The organism is uncultured Luteimonas sp., from assembly GCF_947492465.1.
Taxonomy (GTDB): Bacteria; Pseudomonadota; Gammaproteobacteria; order Xanthomonadales; family Xanthomonadaceae; genus Luteimonas.
This window is the reverse complement of sequence record NZ_CANLNF010000008.1, coordinates 79,437-94,610: the sequence shown is the minus strand read 5'-3', so window position 1 is coordinate 94,610 and position 15,174 is coordinate 79,437. Positions and strand designations below refer to the sequence as shown.

The 15,174-nt window shown below is 70.7% G+C and carries 25 protein-coding genes and 1 tRNA gene; 20 read left to right on the top strand and 6 right to left on the bottom strand.

Going from position 1 to position 15,174, the window contains the following annotated elements; all coding sequences use genetic code 11:
* The 19 genes from Q0863_RS15605 to Q0863_RS15515 all read left to right on the top strand — a co-directional run bounded on the left by Q0863_RS15605 (position 1) and on the right by Q0863_RS15515 (position 10,246).
* Positions 1 to 585, top strand: coding sequence for a hypothetical protein (locus Q0863_RS15605; protein ID WP_298580527.1), 585 nt, complete (start codon positions 1 to 3; stop codon positions 583 to 585).
* 188 nt (positions 586 to 773) lie between these two features.
* Positions 774 to 1,025: a hypothetical protein gene (locus Q0863_RS15600; protein ID WP_298580524.1), complete on the top strand. Its 252-nt coding sequence runs from the start codon at positions 774 to 776 to the stop codon at positions 1,023 to 1,025.
* The gene (locus Q0863_RS15595; RefSeq protein WP_298580521.1) at positions 1,022 to 1,396 is read left to right on the top strand and encodes a hypothetical protein; all 375 of its coding nucleotides are present in this window, start codon (positions 1,022 to 1,024) and stop codon (positions 1,394 to 1,396) included. The genes Q0863_RS15600 and Q0863_RS15595 overlap by 4 nt, the downstream gene beginning before the upstream one ends.
* The gene (locus Q0863_RS15590; RefSeq protein WP_298580518.1) at positions 1,393 to 1,605 is read left to right on the top strand and encodes a hypothetical protein; all 213 of its coding nucleotides are present in this window, start codon (positions 1,393 to 1,395) and stop codon (positions 1,603 to 1,605) included. Before Q0863_RS15595 ends, Q0863_RS15590 begins: the two co-directional genes overlap by 4 nt.
* Positions 1,602 to 1,913, top strand: coding sequence for a hypothetical protein (locus Q0863_RS15585; RefSeq protein ID WP_298580515.1), 312 nt, complete (start codon positions 1,602 to 1,604; stop codon positions 1,911 to 1,913). The genes Q0863_RS15590 and Q0863_RS15585 overlap by 4 nt, the downstream gene beginning before the upstream one ends.
* Positions 1,906 to 2,049 carry a hypothetical protein gene (locus tag Q0863_RS15580; protein WP_298580512.1) on the top strand — a complete coding sequence of 48 codons (144 nt, stop codon included), beginning with the start codon at positions 1,906 to 1,908 and terminating at the stop codon, positions 2,047 to 2,049. Before Q0863_RS15585 ends, Q0863_RS15580 begins: the two co-directional genes overlap by 8 nt.
* A 3-nt stretch (positions 2,050 to 2,052) precedes the next feature.
* Positions 2,053 to 2,199 (top strand): hypothetical protein, encoded by a 147-nt coding sequence (locus tag Q0863_RS15575; RefSeq protein WP_298580509.1) that lies wholly within the window; start codon positions 2,053 to 2,055, stop codon positions 2,197 to 2,199.
* A gap of 45 nt (positions 2,200 to 2,244) precedes the next feature.
* Complete coding sequence (locus tag Q0863_RS15570; RefSeq protein ID WP_298580506.1) at positions 2,245 to 2,553, top strand: hypothetical protein; 309 nt, start codon at positions 2,245 to 2,247, stop codon at positions 2,551 to 2,553.
* A complete protein-coding gene (locus Q0863_RS15565) occupies positions 2,553 to 3,455 on the top strand; it encodes a hypothetical protein (protein ID WP_298580503.1) in 903 nt (300 codons plus the stop codon). The genes Q0863_RS15570 and Q0863_RS15565 overlap by 1 nt, the downstream gene beginning before the upstream one ends.
* The gene (locus tag Q0863_RS15560; RefSeq protein ID WP_298580502.1) at positions 3,452 to 3,733 is read left to right on the top strand and encodes a hypothetical protein; all 282 of its coding nucleotides are present in this window, start codon (positions 3,452 to 3,454) and stop codon (positions 3,731 to 3,733) included. The genes Q0863_RS15565 and Q0863_RS15560 overlap by 4 nt, the downstream gene beginning before the upstream one ends.
* 15 nt (positions 3,734 to 3,748) lie before the next feature.
* Positions 3,749 to 4,003 carry a hypothetical protein gene (locus Q0863_RS15555; protein WP_298580499.1) on the top strand — a complete coding sequence of 85 codons (255 nt, stop codon included), beginning with the start codon at positions 3,749 to 3,751 and terminating at the stop codon, positions 4,001 to 4,003.
* 12 nt (positions 4,004 to 4,015) lie between these two features.
* A complete protein-coding gene (locus Q0863_RS15550; RefSeq protein ID WP_298580496.1) occupies positions 4,016 to 4,279 on the top strand; it encodes a hypothetical protein in 264 nt (87 codons plus the stop codon).
* Between the two features lie 13 nt (positions 4,280 to 4,292).
* Positions 4,293 to 4,565 carry a hypothetical protein gene (locus tag Q0863_RS15545; RefSeq protein ID WP_280942765.1) on the top strand — a complete coding sequence of 91 codons (273 nt, stop codon included), beginning with the start codon at positions 4,293 to 4,295 and terminating at the stop codon, positions 4,563 to 4,565.
* A gap of 9 nt (positions 4,566 to 4,574) precedes the next feature.
* Positions 4,575 to 6,539: a DNA cytosine methyltransferase gene (locus tag Q0863_RS15540; protein WP_298580489.1), complete on the top strand. Its 1,965-nt coding sequence runs from the start codon at positions 4,575 to 4,577 to the stop codon at positions 6,537 to 6,539.
* 168 nt (positions 6,540 to 6,707) lie between these two features.
* Positions 6,708 to 6,878: a hypothetical protein gene (locus Q0863_RS15535; RefSeq protein WP_298580487.1), complete on the top strand. Its 171-nt coding sequence runs from the start codon at positions 6,708 to 6,710 to the stop codon at positions 6,876 to 6,878.
* The gene (locus tag Q0863_RS15530) at positions 6,875 to 8,602 is read left to right on the top strand and encodes a hypothetical protein (protein ID WP_298580484.1); all 1,728 of its coding nucleotides are present in this window, start codon (positions 6,875 to 6,877) and stop codon (positions 8,600 to 8,602) included. The genes Q0863_RS15535 and Q0863_RS15530 overlap by 4 nt, the downstream gene beginning before the upstream one ends.
* The gene (locus Q0863_RS15525; RefSeq protein ID WP_298580482.1) at positions 8,595 to 8,873 is read left to right on the top strand and encodes a hypothetical protein; all 279 of its coding nucleotides are present in this window, start codon (positions 8,595 to 8,597) and stop codon (positions 8,871 to 8,873) included. Before Q0863_RS15530 ends, Q0863_RS15525 begins: the two co-directional genes overlap by 8 nt.
* A 5-nt stretch (positions 8,874 to 8,878) precedes the next feature.
* Positions 8,879 to 9,103, top strand: a complete 225-nt coding sequence (locus tag Q0863_RS15520) for a hypothetical protein (RefSeq protein WP_345780530.1) — start codon at positions 8,879 to 8,881, stop codon at positions 9,101 to 9,103.
* A gap of 3 nt (positions 9,104 to 9,106) precedes the next feature.
* A complete protein-coding gene (locus tag Q0863_RS15515) occupies positions 9,107 to 10,246 on the top strand; it encodes an integrase (RefSeq protein WP_298580480.1) in 1,140 nt (379 codons plus the stop codon).
* A 64-nt stretch (positions 10,247 to 10,310) separates the two neighbouring features.
* Here Q0863_RS15515 and Q0863_RS15510 read toward each other — a convergent pair.
* A tRNA-Lys gene (locus Q0863_RS15510) sits at positions 10,311 to 10,386 on the bottom strand.
* A 92-nt stretch (positions 10,387 to 10,478) separates the two neighbouring features.
* On the opposite strand from Q0863_RS15510, the gene Q0863_RS15505 reads away from it, so the two are divergent.
* Positions 10,479 to 10,961, top strand: coding sequence for a group III truncated hemoglobin (locus Q0863_RS15505; RefSeq protein ID WP_298580478.1), 483 nt, complete (start codon positions 10,479 to 10,481; stop codon positions 10,959 to 10,961).
* On the opposite strand, the gene queC is transcribed toward Q0863_RS15505, so the two are convergent.
* From queC to tolB, 5 genes are all read right to left on the bottom strand, one after another.
* Positions 10,949 to 11,617: a 7-cyano-7-deazaguanine synthase QueC gene (gene queC / locus Q0863_RS15500; protein ID WP_298580475.1), complete on the bottom strand. Its 669-nt coding sequence runs from the start codon at positions 11,615 to 11,617 to the stop codon at positions 10,949 to 10,951. The two genes, Q0863_RS15505 and queC, sit on opposite strands and share 13 nt — an antisense overlap.
* A gap of 88 nt (positions 11,618 to 11,705) precedes the next feature.
* Complete coding sequence (gene queE, locus Q0863_RS15495) at positions 11,706 to 12,386, bottom strand: 7-carboxy-7-deazaguanine synthase QueE (RefSeq protein WP_298580472.1); 681 nt, start codon at positions 12,384 to 12,386, stop codon at positions 11,706 to 11,708.
* A 3-nt stretch (positions 12,387 to 12,389) separates the two neighbouring features.
* Positions 12,390 to 13,190, bottom strand: a complete 801-nt coding sequence (gene ybgF / locus Q0863_RS15490; protein ID WP_298580469.1) for a tol-pal system protein YbgF — start codon at positions 13,188 to 13,190, stop codon at positions 12,390 to 12,392.
* A gap of 9 nt (positions 13,191 to 13,199) precedes the next feature.
* A complete protein-coding gene (gene pal, locus Q0863_RS15485) occupies positions 13,200 to 13,724 on the bottom strand; it encodes a peptidoglycan-associated lipoprotein Pal (RefSeq protein ID WP_298580466.1) in 525 nt (174 codons plus the stop codon).
* Between the two features lie 63 nt (positions 13,725 to 13,787).
* Positions 13,788 to 15,107, bottom strand: a complete 1,320-nt coding sequence (gene tolB, locus Q0863_RS15480; RefSeq protein ID WP_298580463.1) for a Tol-Pal system beta propeller repeat protein TolB — start codon at positions 15,105 to 15,107, stop codon at positions 13,788 to 13,790.
* Positions 15,108 to 15,174: the final 67 nt, after the last annotated feature.

The window sequence follows — 15,174 nt, the reverse complement described above, 5'->3', positions numbered from 1 at the left end:
ATGAAGCGACCGCTGGTGATCGAGTACGAAGATGCAGCTGGCAGCGAGACAACCAGGGTCCTTGAAGACTATGAGTACCGTTCAGAGCCGCACGTGCCCGGGGTGCACTATCTCGAGGGACTAGAGATCGGTAGTGGGCGGTGGAAGTCCTTTCGCGTTGACCGCATCATCTCGGCGGCGTTCACCGACACGGGCGAGGCTGTCGCACCCTGGAAAGTGGATAACCCGGACGGCACAGTTCCTGCTCGTGTCGTCCTCCGTCCCTACTTCGCCGCGATCCACAGAATGCGTGCATACGTGGCGCGGACTCGCGGCTTCCGCCAGCGAGAGAAGGACCGCTTCGCAGACTTTGTTTTGGACCTGGTCGCCGATAAGCGCGGCCTCCCAGACGCCTTGGTTGCGGAAGCCGCCTTTCGGCTCGCAACCGAAGATCAGGGCGGCGCAGTGCCGCTGCATCAGCTCGATTGCTGTCGTCGGCACGCGCTCATCATCGCCAAGGGCAGCGGTCGCCGCCCGCTGACCGACGAAGATGCCGCATTGATCTATCAGACGTTCCCGCCAAAAGGGAAATCGACGGTCGACTAATCCTCCTGCAGAAAGTTACGGAATCCCATTGACAACAAGTTATGGGATGCCATAGGCTGCACCCATCCCGGCCCTCCCCGCCGGGACGGGCGACCGGCAGGTCGCCAGCCGGTCCTCCCCTGACCGGCTGAATGGGCCTCCCCTCCCAGTGACCTGCCGGCCGCCTTCTTCCACCCGAAGGAGGCGACATGGACTTCCTGCTGTTCGACCCGGGCTTCGTCCTGGGCAACATCACCGGCTTCTGCGCTGGCGCCGTGGCCGCCGCGGGCCTGATCCACTACGGCGCCCAGGCCGCCGAGCGCAGGCTGCGCGCCGAGGCCGAGCTCACCCGCGCCCGCGTATCCGCTGCCCGCGCCTCTGACGGCTGGGCACGCGCCAGCGCGGCCAACGACGAAGGCAGCGGCACGCGCCGCGCGCAGATGCGCGGGGGCCCCCGATGAGCGCGGGCCAGACCCTGAGCGTGCCCACCGCGGCGGGCCTGACGCTCGAGCTGCGCCACCACCCCGACGGCCACGTCTGCGCCACGCTGTACGTGCCGGAAGGCAAGGCCGACCCGGGCGCCAGCCTGATCGACCGCACCGCGGCGTTCTTCGCCGGCGGCGACATCTGGACGCAGGTGTACGTCGACGCGCGCACGCACAAGCACGCCCCGCCGGTGCTGTGGCTGGCCGGCGCCGCCATCGACATCGACGACGCCACCGCCGCCACTGTGGAAGCCTGGCTGGCAAGCCGCCCGCGCCCCGTGGCCGACCCATGCCCGGGCACCCTGCCGCGCGACATCGCCACCCCGGCCGCGGCGGTGCAGGCATGAGCGGCCTCGTCATCGACCTGGGCCGCGTGCGCAACGCCGTCGACCAGTCCGCGCGCCTGGGCATGCCCGAGCCTCGCGAGGCCGTGGTGCGCCGCATGGTGGCCGACGCCATCGAGCGCCACGTGCACGGCGGCAAGCTGGCCGACCTCTACACCGAGCGCCTGCGCCGCCAGGTGAGCGCGTACAGCGCGCCGGGGGGTGCCTCGTGATCCAGCAACTCAACGTCGAAGACCTGGTGTTGCTATGCGAGGCCATGCACGCCCTTGGCAACGCCGACAACCACACCGGCAACCTGGTGGCCAAGGAGAGCCAGAACGGTTCGCAGGCCCGCATGCTCATCGTGCTTGGCGATCGCCGGCGGCACATAGACGAACTTCGCTTCCGCCTGCGCGAGCGCCTCTCCCAGCTCACCGGCATGCCCGAGATCCAGCACGGCAACGCCGACGTGCGTAGCGAGTCGACGCTCTACCCGCTCACCCGCCAACAGGAAGCGCAGGAGGCGAACCTCCGTGGCTGATCGTCGACGCAACCCCGACCTCCCCCACTTCGACGCCATGCGCGACGCCACCAAGCGCTTCCTGCGCGCGGTGATCGTCGTCGGCGCCATCGTCGGCTGGGGCCTGGTTGCCCTCGCCTACTTCGCCGGGGGCTGAGCCATGGCCAGCCTCCTCCACCACATCCAGGCCACCAGCGCGCAGGCCGGCCGCTTCCACCGCACCCGCCGCCGCCACTGGCGCGCCGTGCTGATCGTCGCCCTGCCGCTGGCCACCACCGCCGCGCTGATCGCGCTGCGCGCGGCCTGACCCCGAACACCACAACGCCGGCCCAGGCCGGCAAAGGAACCTACCGTGTCCGCATCCACCGCCGGCACCGCCCACGTCACGCCGCTGGAGCGCAGTGCCCTGCTGACCGCCTACGGCGCGCCCGGGCACACCCTGCGCCGCTTCGGCAGCGGCTTCGTGGCCCCGCCGCCGCGGGACGCCACCACCGGCACCGTGCAGGCGCACAACGTCACCAAGCGCATGGCCCTGCGCCTGCAGCGCGCCGACCTGGTGCAGCTGGACGACGAGTTCTGCCCCAGCAGCCTCACGCTCACCGACGAAGGCGCGGCGCTGGCGCGCGAGCTGCTGGACGCCGCCAACGAGGGCACGCGGTGATGGCCGCCAGCCACGCCACCACCCGTACCGGCCGCGCCGAGCGCGTGCGCGAATACCTGCGCAGCCAGCCCAAGGCCTGCACGGCCCGCGAGCTGGTCGACGCGATCGAGCCGCACACGCAGATCGAAAACATGCTCGGCTCGCTCAACACCCTGGTGAAGGCGGGCCACCTGCTGCGCATCTACCGCCAGGGCCGCCCGCACTTCGCCCACCCCGACGCCGTGGCCGCGGCGATCGCCACGCAGCCGGCCGCCAACGACGACGCCCGCGCGCCCACGGCCTCCGCCCGCATCCGCGAGTGGATGGCCAGCGTGGCACGCCCGGTCACGTCCCGCGAGGTGCTGGACGCCGTGCTGCCCCACCGCAACATCCGCGTCGTCTCGGCCATGCTCGCCTCCCTGGTGCGCAAGGGCCACGCCGTGCGCGAGCCTGGCGAGGGCAAGGAAGTGCGCTTCACCTGCGGCCGGCCCGCGCGCGCGTGGGGCCGGCCGCCGCGGCCCAGGACCACCCCGCGTCGCAAGCCGAAGCCGCCGACACCGCCGAAGGCAGCGAAGCCCCCGAAGCCCGCCAAGGCCGCGCGCCCGGCGAAGGCGCCGGCCGCGCCCCGCCCGCGCATCCTCGCCAGCGGCCCGCAGCTGACTGCGCGCGACGTGCCGCGCACCCTCGCCGCGGCACCGCCGCCGGCGCGCCGCCGCGCCGCAGTCGCCTGCACGCTCGATGGCATCCCGCAGGCCAACCTCGCCGCCAGCGACCGCATCGCCGCCGACATCGCCGCCTTCCAGGCGCGCGGCGGCGTGATCGAGCGCATCGGCACCACGCGCGTGCTCAAGCACATCGGCGACGACCGCTTCGCCTACGGCGCCTCCGTCTTCGCCCGCAAACCCCAAGGGACCACACCGTGACCGACACCCACCGCCTCACCGGGCCCGACTTCCTCGACGCGATGGCCAACCAGAACGCCGCCAGCGGCCTGGACGTCAACGCAGCAGAGTTCCGCCAGCGCGGCCGCGACTGGCAAGCCGACCTGCAGCGCATCGAAGCCCTCGAAGCCCAGGTCGCCCACCTCCAGCGCCAGCTGCGCACCGCTGACGACCAGGCGCGCGTGCTGGACGACATCAAGAAGACCCTGCAGGCCGCGAACGATTCGCCGGCCCGCGCCACCGCCGCACCTGCGGCCTGATCCAGGAGCAACAGCATGATCATCGAACTCGGCAACGAAGCGCGCGACAAGATCACCGGCTTCAGCGGCATCGTCACCAGCCGCGCGGAGTACCTCACTGGCTGCACGCAGTACGGCCTGACGCCGCCGGTCGGCGGCGACGGACAGGTGCGCGCGTCGGAATGGTTCGACGAGGGCCGCATCGAGGTGACGGGTGTCGGAGTCGCCAAGGGCGAGGTCACCGGCACGACCAACGGCGGGCCGCAGCGCGACCACGCGCCGCTGCGCTGAGCCACGGCCGGCATGCCCATCACCCCCGCCCTCTGCCAGCGCTGCGGCGCGTGCTGCTCCGCCCTGGTGGACGGCGAGCTGATCGCCTGCCGCCACCTCGAAGTCGCTCACGGCCTCCACCGCTGCCGCATCTACGCCACCCGCCCGCCCGTCTGCCGCGACTACGACTGCATGCGCACCGGGCAGCCCGCTGCCGCCGTCGCCGATCGCGTCCACGCCGCCCTGCAGGCCATCGAAGCCGCCAACCAACCGGCCGCGGCACCTGCCGCCGCCTGACCCTGGAGGAATCATGATCACAGTGATCTATGGCCCGCAGGCATCCGGCAAGACCCGGAACGCCGAAGCCCTGAAGCGGCACTACGGCTGCCGCCGCATCGTCGACGACGCCTTCCATGTCGTCCGCAACGGGGTCCGCAATGGCGTGGGCGACGTGAAGCTGCGCAGCGGCGACCTCGTCCTCACCAACGACAAAGCCACCGCCGAGAAGCTCGCAGAGCGCGGCGCCGTCGTCGTCGACATCAACACCGCCCTGCGCGCCGCGTGCGGCGCCCGCCACCACTAAGGAACACCGATGGCAGACGGTAGCCGCTCGCCCCAACACGGCTTTCACTTCCCGCAGGTCGTCGCGCGCTCGCGCCTGCGCCCCGGAGAGATCGTGGTCGACCTGTTCGCCGGCGGCGGCGGCGCGAGCCATGCGCTCGAATCCGCACTGGCGCGTGCAGTGGACATCGCGATCAACCACAACCCGTGGGCGATCGGCATGCATGCCGCGAACCACCCGTTCACGCGCCACCTGTGCGAGGACGTCTACGCCGCGGACCCGCGGGCCGAGGTGGGCGGCCGCCTGGTCGGCGTGCTGCACGGCTCGCCGGACTGCACCCACTTCAGCCAGGCGAAAGGCGGCCAGCCGCGTAGCACCGTGATCCGTGGCCTGTCGTGGGTGCTGGTGAAGTGGGCCGGCAGCCTGCGCCGCGGCGGCAACGCGCCGCGCATCATCACACTGGAGAACGTCGAGCAGATCCTCAAGTGGGGTCCGCTGGTCGCGAAGCGGTGCAGGGGGACCGGTCGGGTGATCCGGCTGGACGGCACCGTGGCCGCGCCGGGCGAGCGCGTGCCGCGCCACGAGCAGTTCCTGGTACCGGACAAGCGCCACGCCGGCAGGACCTGGCGCCAGTTCGTCGCCGCGCTGCGCGCGCTCGGCTACGCGGTCGAGTGGCAGAAGTTGAAGGCCTGCGACTTCGGCGCCGGCACTAGCCGCACCCGGCTGTTCATGGTCGCCCGGTGCGACGGCGAGCCGATCCGGTGGCCCGAGCCGACGCACGGCCCCGGCCGCGCGCAACCGTACGTGACGGCGGCCGACTGCATCGACTGGTCGATCCCGTGCCCCTCCATCTTCGACCGTCGCAAGCCGCTGGCCGACGCCACGATGCGGCGCATCGCGCGCGGCATCCGTCGCTACGTCCTCGACACCGCCGAGCCGTTCATCGTCCAGTGCGCCAACGCCAGCGCCAGCGGCGTACATCCGGGCGACGAGCCGCTGCCGACGATCACCGGCTGGCCGAAGGGCGGCGCGCACGCGGTGGTGGCGCCCACGCTGGTGCCGCGCTACGGCGAGCGCGACGGCCAGGCGCCGCGCGCCGCGTCGGTCGCGGAACCGCTGGCCACCGTCGTGCCCACCGGGAACGGCGCGTCGCTGGTGTCCGCCGTGCTGTGCGGCGTCGGCGGTCGGGCAGGGGATTCCGAGCCGCGGTCGGTCGGCCAACCGGGGTACACCACCACAGGCAAGGCCGATTGCGCGATCGCCACGGCGACGCTAGTCAAGTTCCGGGGCGAGAGCGACGGCAGCGCGATCGACGAACCGGCCCCCACCATCACCAGCGGCGCCGGCGCGGCCAGGCCCGCAGGGGCGGCCCACGCCCTGGGCGTGATGACCGCCTTCCTCGAGCAGGCTGCCGGCGGCCCGAATAGCAACACCAGCCGCCCGCGCGGCGCCGACGAGCCGGTGTCGACGATTGCCCAGACAGGCAGCCAGCAGCGCCTGGTGACCGCCAACATGATCACCCTGCGCGGCGACAACACGGGCGCCGCTGCTGGCGCGCCGCTGCGCACTGTGTCGGCCGGCGGCGAGCACCACGCGGTGGTCGAGTGCACCCTGAGCCCCGAGCACGAGGCCGGCGCGCTGCGCGCCGCCGCGTTCCTGATGCGCTACCACGGCACCGGTGGCCAGGACGCGGATGCGCGCGCGCCGCTGACCACCATCAGCACCAGGGACCGGCTGGCGTTGGTGACGGTGACGATCCGCGGCACGCCGTACGTGATCGTCGACATTGGCCTGCGCATGCTGCAGAAGCACGAGCTGTTCAGGGCGCAGGGCTTCCCCCGGGGCTACATCATCGACCGCACCGCCGACGGCCGGCCGCTGACCGTCAGCCGAAGCGTGGCCATGTGCGGCAACAGCGTGAGCCCGCCGCCCTACGAGGCGCTGCTCGTCGCGAATCTCGACCCCTCTCGCCAGCCCCTCCAGGAGGCCGCATGACGCCCCAGGCACCGTTCGACACATCTCGCAGCGGAGAAGACGAAGGCAAAGCCCCGCGCCAAGAACCCGACCACGGGCGCGAAGGCGAATGCCGCGTGAGGACCGACGTCGAGCGCACCAGCGCCGCCCGGGGGCATGATCAGCATGCCCAAGCCTTCGGAGAGCCACATGATCCAGCCGGTCACCGACACCCGCCGCCAGCGCCTGCGCGACCTGATCGACGAAGTGGCGCAAGGCAATCAGGCCCGATTTGCAACCATGATCGGCAAATCGCGGGCCTACGTCGGCTTCTGGCTGGCCGACCCGACCAAGCCACACGCCAAGGCGGCCGCAGCATGAGCGCGCCCACCCAACCCCAGGTGCGCGCTGGCCAGGTCTGGTCCGACTGCGAGCGCGGCCGCGTGCGCGTGATCGCAGTCGCCGACGGCTACGCCATGCTCAAGCGCCGCCGGCGCAACCCGTTCCTGGCCAGCGTCGACCAGATGCAGCGCGGCGAGTACGGGTGGGAGCTGGTGGAGGACACCCCGCCGTCATCGGCAGACGCGGTGGCGCCGGCGGCCGAGCCACTGCGCTACTTCGCCTACGACAGCGACAACGGCGACTACAACGAGTACGACACGCTCCCCGAAGCTGTCTCCTCCGCCCAGGAGGCGCTGGACTATGCCGGCGACGACGGCTGGCCTGACGGCGGCCCGTCCATCGTGTACGGCGCCGTGCTGGGAGAGGCGCGCGAGGTCGAAGGATCCCGCCGGCCAGCAGGACCGGACGACCCGCCGGACTTCGATTTCATCGTCGAGTACGAGCTGACGCCGCCGCCTTCCGCCTTCACGCCGAAGCCCGAGGCGCGGGGCGTGGTGGATGAGGCGTGGATGCAGACGGCTCGCGAACTCTACGACCGTTGCAGGCTGTGGCCGGAGAGCACAGATGATGGCTTCATGGCGCTGCTGGAACTTCGCAACCATGTGCAATCCATCCTCACCGCCGCGCAGCAGCGGGGGCAGGCCGCAGAGCCGACCGGATGGCTACACTTCATCGAATGGATTTACGGCAAACGAGGGCCGACGTATTCGCACGGCCCCACGAAGCCTGCCCTGCATGTGGAACGAGTGGACCCGCGCGTTCGTCACCTTGTAGAGCCGACTGTTAAAAGCGAGCGTTTCGTTCCACTGTTCGGGCGGGCGCAGCAGCAGCAGGGGCAGGCGGTGTGTGAGTGCCCGCATCTGGATATGAGCGAGCCGCCGCAACACCACGATCCGCATTGTCCGGGGAGGAAGCGGGGGCAGGCGGTGGCGTGGACGGAGGCCAGCCTGCGCGACGAGGCGAAGCGGCGCGGCTGGTACGTCCGCGAAGGCACCAGCGTGCCGACCGTGGACGGCGACTGGCGTCACCCGTTCAGCGTCACCGCCGAATCGCGCGACCTTCTGGAACTGCTGAACTCCCAGCCCATGCAGCAGGGCGGCGGGGAGGAGCTGCCGGTGTGTGTCTGCTGCGAGGATTGCGGTACGGAAATCGAAGCCTACTGCCCGAAATGCAACACCGCACCCCCGAGCGCGCCCGTGGGGGTGGAGGATGACGACGGCCCCGGCCCGGTGCAGGTTCCGGGTTGGGCGTGGGTATCGGTGGAGAGCTTCGACACCATCGCCGAGGCGCTCCGGCAATCCGCAGGGCCGCACATCGGCGCGATCAACGAGGGCGGAGACGCTGGCGAGGACGAAATTTCCGAGGTATTCGACGGCGCCCTGAACCACGTCAAGCGCGCCGTCGCGTCCGCCCTCGCCCAGCAGCCCGCAGCCAATCCTTTCGTCGGCGTCGTGTGCCCGGAGTGCAATGCGGAGTACGAGGCGACTGCACGGCAGCCCGCCGCCGTGGATGAGGCGATGGCCGAGGGCTGGCGAGTCATGCCGTTCACGGGGTCGTGGCAGGCGTGCGACGAGCGCTGGGAGGTCTACTCCCCGGACGGCAGCGGCGGCGTTGTTTTGGCTTCGGAGGTGCGCAGCCGTGACGTTGCAGACCTGTTGGACGCCATCGCCACCCAGCACCAGGAGCCGAAGTCGCATGGCTGACGTGACCCGCCTCCCGACCGCCCACGCCCTTGCCAACGTGCCGCACATGCTGCGGCACTGGGCCGACGTGATCGAGCGCGACACCGCGGACGGCGTCCAGCTCGAGTTCGCCGCGCTCACCATCATCCAGGCCGGCGAGGCCAAGCCCGCGTTCTTCATCGCCGATCGCGCGCCAGGCATGCCGCCCCACCCCCTGTTCGCCGCCGGCGTCTTCGACTACTGCCGCCAGCAGCTGATCAACGACGCCGCCCGCGTGGACGACGAGGGCTGACCACCGTGCTGCACCCGTCCATCGTCCCCTTCGAAACCCTGCAGCAGCTGTGCCGCCCCGGCGAGCACCCACGCCGCGCGACGGTCGAGGCCTGGGCCAAGCGCGAGGGCATCCGCTACCGCTACGACGGGAAGGGTGGCATCTTCACCACCATCGAGGCCGTCAACGTCGCCCTGGGCGTCGCGGCCGCGAACGACGATCGCGCCGCCTACAAACCGGACATCATCTGAGCCATGCCTCCCGCCGGCCGCCCGCGCAAGGTCCCCGCCAACCTGCCGCCGCACATCGACTACGCGCGGGTGCCCAAGGGCGTGTACTGGGATGCCAGCGGCACCGGCCGCTGGTTCATGTTCGAGCTGGGCGACAGCGGCCGCAAGGTGCGCAAGACCATTGCCGGCCGCGACGCGCGCCTGTCGGAACTGCACGGCTTCGTCGAGGACAAGGCCGGCACGGGCACCGTCGACTGGCTGGCCGCGGCCTACCACGACAGCCCCAAGTTCAAGGCACTGGCCAGGACCACCCGCGCGGACTACGAATACAGCCGCGACGTGATGCTGGCCCAGCCCACGACCTCCGGCGGCCGCGTCGGCCTGCTGCAGGCCGACCGCCTGCGCACCCACCACCTGCAGCGCCTGGTCGACCGCATCGCCGCCGAGGGCACGCCCACCAAGGCCGCCAAGGTGCTGCGCTACGCGCGCCTGCTCTTCAGCTGGGGCCTGCGGCGCGGCCTGGTCAGCCAGAACCCTGGCAAGGGCCTCGAGGCGCCGGAGGAACGCCGCCGGCAGCGCCTCCCGGCCCAGCAGGCCTATCTGGCCATGCTTGGCTACGCCGTCGACGCCGCGGCGCGCACTGCGCGCACCCGGGGTTCGCACGCGCCCTACCTGCCGCTGGTGATGGAGCTGGGCTACCTGTGCCGCCTGCGCGGCATCGAAACCCTGAACCTCACCGAGGCCCAGGAGACCCCCGAGGGGATCCGCACCAACCGCCGCAAGGGCAGCCGCGACAACGTCGTCGCCTGGTCGCCGCGTCTGCGCGCCGTCTGGAACTCCGCCCTGACCTACCGCCGCGACATCATCGCCCGCACCACAAGGCTGCACCCCATGCGCGCCGAGGACCGCTACCTGATCCTCGCCGAGAACGGCGAACCCCTCACCCGCTCCGGCCTCGACAGTGCCTGGCAGCGCCTGGTGCGCGCCGCGATCGCCGAGGGCGTGATCGCCGAAGAAGACCGCTTCAGCCTGCACGACCTCAAGCGCAAGGGCGGCACCGACACGCCCGGCACCCGTGCCGAAAAGCAGGACGCCTTGGGCCTCACCGAGCAGATGATGAAGGTCTACGACAAGAGCGTGCCGACCGTGAAACCTTCCGCATAGCGCGGAGTTTTACGGAGAATTTTACGCTGGGCGGTGTGCGGCGCGCGCAAGTGGTTGATGCAGCTGGTGGGCCGTGATGGATTCGAACCATCGACCAGCGGATTAAAAGTCCGATGCTCTACCGACTGAGCTAACGGCCCCTGCAGTCGTGGAATTATATGTCATGCCGCCGGGCGGGCCCTGCGTGACCTGGGTCAACGCCCGGACAGCGGCGCACGGGCACACTGTGCGCATGTTGACTCCAGGCACCCGCCGGCCGCCGCTCGCCCCGCCTGTAGAGGGCGAGCACCTCCCCGACGAAGCCAGCATCGCGCGGCTGGTGCACGCGTTCTATGCGCGCGCCCGCGGCGACTGGCTGCTGGGCCCGGTGTTCGAGACCGCGGTCGACGACTGGCCCGCGCACCTCGACACGCTGGTGCGGTTCTGGTGCTCGGTGCTGCTGCGCGCCGGGACCTACCGCGGCAATCCGATGGCGGCGCACCGGCCGCTCGCGCTGGACGACCAGCACTTCGCACGCTGGTTGGCGCTGTGGGACGCGACCGCGCGCGAGGTGCTGCCGCCGCTGCAGGCCCGCCATGTGTTCGAGACCGCGCAGCGCATCGGCCGCTCGCTGCGCATCGGCCTGGACATCGACCCGCTGCGGCGCGAGCGCCGCGACACCGGCGGCCCCGGCTGCAACCACCACCATCACGACGGTGGCGATCAGCCCACGTAGCGGGTCGGATCGTCCACGCCCGCCGCGGCGAAGCCTTCGGCGCGCAGGCTGCAGGCATCGCAGTGGCCGCAGGCACGACCCGTGCTGTCGGCGCGGTAACAGGACACGGTGGCGGCGAAATCCACGCCCAGGCGCAGGCCCTCGCGCACGATGTCGGCCTTGCCCAGGCGCAGCAGCGGCGCGTGCACGCGGATGCCGGCGCCCTCCACGCCGGAGCGGGTCGCCACGTTGGCCAGGCGCTCGAAGGCCTCGATGAATTCGGGCCGGCAGTCGGGATAGCCCGAATAGTCCACCGCATTGACGCCGCAGAACAGGTCGTTGGCGCCTAGCACCTCGGCCCAGCCCAGCGCCAGCGACAGCATGATGGTGTTGCGGGCCGGCACGTAGGTCACCGGGATGCCGGGGCCGCCGGCCTCGGGCACGTCGATGTCGTCGGTCAGCGCGGAGCCGCCGAAGGCCCGCAGGTCGACCTGCACCGTCTTGTGCTCCACCGCAGCCAGCATCGCCGACACGCGATCGGCCGCCTCCAGTTCGGACGTGTGCCGTTGGCCATAGCTCACGCTCAGCGCGTGAACGGCAAAGCCCTGCTCGCGCGCGATGGCCAGCACGACGGCGGAATCCATGCCACCGGAAACAAGGACGACGGCTTTCTTCATGGGACTGGAATCGTGGAAGTCGGTAGGTTCAAGGACAGTCTGGCGCCGCGCACGACCGGGTTGGCGCGACCCGCACGCGATTGCCGGCTCAGCGCCCCGGTGCGTCGTTCCACAGCAACTTGTGCAGCTGCATCTGGAATTTCACCGGCAGGCGGTCGGCGACGATCCAGTCGGCCAGCTCGGTCGGCGACAGTTCGGACTTGCTGGGCGAGAACAGCACATCGCAGCGCGCGTGCAGCGCGCGGGCTTGCAGCACCTCGCGCGCCCATTCGTAGTCCGCGCGGCCGCAGATCACAAACTTCATCTGGTCGTGCGGGGTCAGCAGCGGCAGGTTGTCCCAGCGGTTGCGTTCGACCTCTCCGGAGGCGGGCGTCTTGATGTCCAGCACGCGCGAGACGCGCGGGTCGACGCCGCCGATGTCGATCGCGCCGGAGGTCTCCAGCGACACCACGTATCCCGCGTCGCACAGGCGCGAAAGCAGCGACAGGCAGCGCTTCTGCGCCAGCGGTTCGCCGCCGGTGACGCAGACGTGGCGCACGCCGTGGCGCGCCACTTCGGCCAGGATCGCGTCGATCTCCCACCACTGCCCGCCATGGAAGGCATAGGCGGTGTCGCAGTACACGCAGCGCAGCGGGCAGCCGGTCAGGCGCACGAACACGGTGGGCCAGCCCGCGTCGCGGGCCTCGCCCTGCAGCGACAGGAAGATCTCGGTGATCTTCAGCCGGTCCGCCGTCGATGCGGCGGCCGCATCGGGCGCGACGGCATTCATGGCTCAGCGGGTGACGCGCGCCAGCTGGATCGCGTGCAGCCGATCCTCGGCGGTGCGCGCCGCATCGGTGCCGGGAAATTGCGCCGACACCTGCGACAGCGTCGCCTCGGCGCCGTCCAGGTCGCGCAGCCCGTACTGGGACAGGCCGATCTTGAGCAGCGCGCCGGGGGTCTTGTCGTGCGTGGGATAGCGCGTCACCAGCGCCTGGAACTGCTCGCGCGCCAGCTCGTAGTTCTGGGTGACGTAATAGCTCTCGCCCAGCCAGTAACGGGCGTTAGGCGCGTACACGCCTTCCGGATACACGCGCAGGAAGTCCTGGAACAACTGTGCGGACTCGGCGTAGTTGCCGGCCTTGAGCGCGTCGAACGCGGTCTCGTAGGCACCGCGTTCGCCGGCGGCGTTGGCGATCAGGCCGGCGTCGCCATGCACGGTCGGCACGGTGTCGGCCGGCACGGCCGCGGGTGCGGCGCCGACCGGATCTACCGGTACGGCCCCGTCCGCTGGCGGCGGCAGACCCGTGCCTTCGAGCCGGTTGAGCCGTCCGTCGAGATCCAGGTACTGGCTGCGGGCCGTCGACTTGAGCTGCTCGTTCTGGTGCTGCAGCTCCTCGACCTGGGAACGCAGGGTCTGCACTTCCCGGCGCAGCTCGGTCACCTGGTTGAGCAGGTCGACGTTGCCGCGGTTGTCGGCGGCGCGCTGCTCGAGCACGGCCACGCGGTCAGCCAGGCTCGCGCGCTGGGCCCACGCGGGCGCGGCGGCCATGAAGGCCGCCGCGAACGCGATTGGAACAATGAAAGCACGCATCTTCGCGTCTTACTTCGCCGTGTAGACGATCTCGACGCGGCGGTTCTTCGCCCAGCAATCCTCGCTGGACTCGGTGCAGGTCGGACGCTCTTCGCCGTAGCTGACCACGGTCAGCTGGCCACCCGAACCACCGTTGGCCTGCAGCGCCGAGGACACCGCGTTGCCACGACGCTCGCCCAGACCGAGGTTGTACTCGCGGCTGCCGCGCTCGTCGGCGTTGCCTTCCAGCGTGATGCGCGAGGACGGACGGTCACGCAGATACTTGGCGTGGCAGGACATGGCAGCCTGGAATTCCGGACGCAGCGCGTCCTGGTCCAGGTCGAAGTACACCACGCGCTGGCGCAGGCAGGCATCGGTATCGAGATCCGACGGGCCGTAGGCACCCGGAGCGGTGGTGCCATCGGTCTGCGCCGGCGGCGGGGTGGTGTCGGCCGGGGGGGCTTCCTTGACCTTCTTCGAACAGGCGGCCATGGCGACGCACATCATGGCGATGAGCAGGGCCTTGCCGAGCACGGCGGACTTGTGGGTGTTCATTCTCGTCGATCCTCAGGCGTTGAAACGGACGTTCAGGTTGATTGAATGGTTGTGCAGAACACGTCAGCGCGGAGTCCGGTAGGGACCCCAGGCTGGTTCACGTACGTCGCCGTCGGCCAGGACCAGGCGCTGTCTTACGCGGCCATCGGCCGAAACAGCATACAGGACGCCACGCCGGCCTTCACGCGCCGCGTAGAGGATCATGCTGGCGTTCGGGGCGAAGCTCGGGGACTCGTCCAGCGAGCCCGGGGAGAGGGTCGACCAGCGCGGCGAACCCATGCTGCGGTCCATCACCGCCACCCGGTAGGTGTTGCCTGCGCCCTGGGCCACGGCGATCTTCTGGCCGTCCCAGGAAATGCTGGGGTCGGCGTTGTAGCTGCCTTCGAAGGTGACCCGGCTGGCGCCGCCACCGGACGCCGGCGCCTGGTAGATCTGCGGACGGCCGCCCCGATCGGAGGTGAAGTAGATGCTGTTGCCGTCGGGGCTCCAGACCGGCGCGGTATCGATGCCGAACTGGTTGGTGATCTGGGTCAGCGCCTTGCTGCCCAGGTCCATCACGTAGATCTCGGGATTGCCGCTGCGCGACAGGGTCAGCGCCAGCCGGCGGCCGTCGGGCGAGAACGCCGGGCCGCTGTTGATGCCGCGGAAGCTCGACACCAATTCGCGACTGCCGGTGGTGATGTCCTGGATGTAGATCGAGGAGTTGCCGCGCTCGAAGCTCACGTAGGCCAGCTTGCGGCCGTCCGGGCTCCACGCCGGCGACAGCAGCGGCTCGTTGGAGCGCACCACGGTCTGGGGGTTGTAGCCGTCGGCGTCGGCGACCATCAGCGCGTAGCGCGTGGCCTGCCCCGCCCCGGTGGCGGTGACGTAGGCGATCCGCGTCCAGAATGCGCCGCGCACGCCGAGGATCTTCTCGTAGATGGCATCGGCCACCTGGTGGGCGACGTCGCGCATCGCGCTGCCCGGCGCGGTCAGGGCCAGGCCGAGCAGGCGCTCCTGCTTGGCGACGTCGAACAGCTCGTACTCCACCCGGTAGCTGCCCGAGCCGGCGTCGACCACGCGGCCGACCACCAGGAAGTCCTGGCGCAAGGCGCGCCACGCCGGGTAGTCGACCTCCGACCCACGAGTCGGGCGGCTGGCCATGTCGCGCTCGGGCAACGCGCGGAACTGGCCGGAGCGCTCGAGGTCGGCGCGCACGACCGCCGCGACGTCGGTCGCGGGCGCGGTCCCGCCGCCCTGGTAGGGCATCGGCACGACCGCGATCGGCAGGGCCGAAGCGTTGCCGCCGATGATGTCGATCTCCAGTCCCTGCTGCTGCGCGGCCGCAGCGAAGGGCAGCAGCAGGGCGAGCATGGCGAACAGGCAGCGTTTGGCGAAAGTCATCGGGAGAATCCCTCGAAGCGGTTCAATGGGCGGCCGACAGCTTGGCCGTGAATCGTCGCACGAAGAT

Bases quoted from the DNA above. Each gene is read 5' to 3' on its own strand.
- Q0863_RS15605 (WP_298580527.1), top strand. From the start codon at position 1: ATGAAGCGACCGCTGGTGATCGAGTACGAAGATGCAGCTGGCAGCGAG.
- Q0863_RS15600 (WP_298580524.1), top strand. From the start codon at position 774: ATGGACTTCCTGCTGTTCGACCCGGGCTTCGTCCTGGGCAACATCACC.
- Q0863_RS15595 (WP_298580521.1), top strand. From the start codon at position 1,022: ATGAGCGCGGGCCAGACCCTGAGCGTGCCCACCGCGGCGGGCCTGACG.
- Q0863_RS15590 (WP_298580518.1), top strand. From the start codon at position 1,393: ATGAGCGGCCTCGTCATCGACCTGGGCCGCGTGCGCAACGCCGTCGAC.
- Q0863_RS15575 (WP_298580509.1), top strand. From the start codon at position 2,053: ATGGCCAGCCTCCTCCACCACATCCAGGCCACCAGCGCGCAGGCCGGC.
- Q0863_RS15565 (WP_298580503.1), top strand. From the start codon at position 2,553: ATGGCCGCCAGCCACGCCACCACCCGTACCGGCCGCGCCGAGCGCGTG.
- Q0863_RS15555 (WP_298580499.1), top strand. From the start codon at position 3,749: ATGATCATCGAACTCGGCAACGAAGCGCGCGACAAGATCACCGGCTTC.
- Q0863_RS15550 (WP_298580496.1), top strand. From the start codon at position 4,016: ATGCCCATCACCCCCGCCCTCTGCCAGCGCTGCGGCGCGTGCTGCTCC.
- Q0863_RS15545 (WP_280942765.1), top strand. From the start codon at position 4,293: ATGATCACAGTGATCTATGGCCCGCAGGCATCCGGCAAGACCCGGAAC.
- Q0863_RS15540 (WP_298580489.1), top strand. From the start codon at position 4,575: ATGGCAGACGGTAGCCGCTCGCCCCAACACGGCTTTCACTTCCCGCAG.
- Q0863_RS15535 (WP_298580487.1), top strand. From the start codon at position 6,708: ATGATCCAGCCGGTCACCGACACCCGCCGCCAGCGCCTGCGCGACCTG.
- Q0863_RS15530 (WP_298580484.1), top strand. From the start codon at position 6,875: ATGAGCGCGCCCACCCAACCCCAGGTGCGCGCTGGCCAGGTCTGGTCC.
- Q0863_RS15525 (WP_298580482.1), top strand. From the start codon at position 8,595: ATGGCTGACGTGACCCGCCTCCCGACCGCCCACGCCCTTGCCAACGTG.
- Q0863_RS15515 (WP_298580480.1), top strand. From the start codon at position 9,107: ATGCCTCCCGCCGGCCGCCCGCGCAAGGTCCCCGCCAACCTGCCGCCG.
- Q0863_RS15505 (WP_298580478.1), top strand. From the start codon at position 10,479: ATGTTGACTCCAGGCACCCGCCGGCCGCCGCTCGCCCCGCCTGTAGAG.
- queC (WP_298580475.1), bottom strand. From the start codon at position 11,617: ATGAAGAAAGCCGTCGTCCTTGTTTCCGGTGGCATGGATTCCGCCGTC.
- queE (WP_298580472.1), bottom strand. From the start codon at position 12,386: ATGAATGCCGTCGCGCCCGATGCGGCCGCCGCATCGACGGCGGACCGG.
- ybgF (WP_298580469.1), bottom strand. From the start codon at position 13,190: ATGCGTGCTTTCATTGTTCCAATCGCGTTCGCGGCGGCCTTCATGGCC.
- pal (WP_298580466.1), bottom strand. From the start codon at position 13,724: ATGAACACCCACAAGTCCGCCGTGCTCGGCAAGGCCCTGCTCATCGCC.
- tolB (WP_298580463.1), bottom strand. From the start codon at position 15,107: ATGACTTTCGCCAAACGCTGCCTGTTCGCCATGCTCGCCCTGCTGCTG.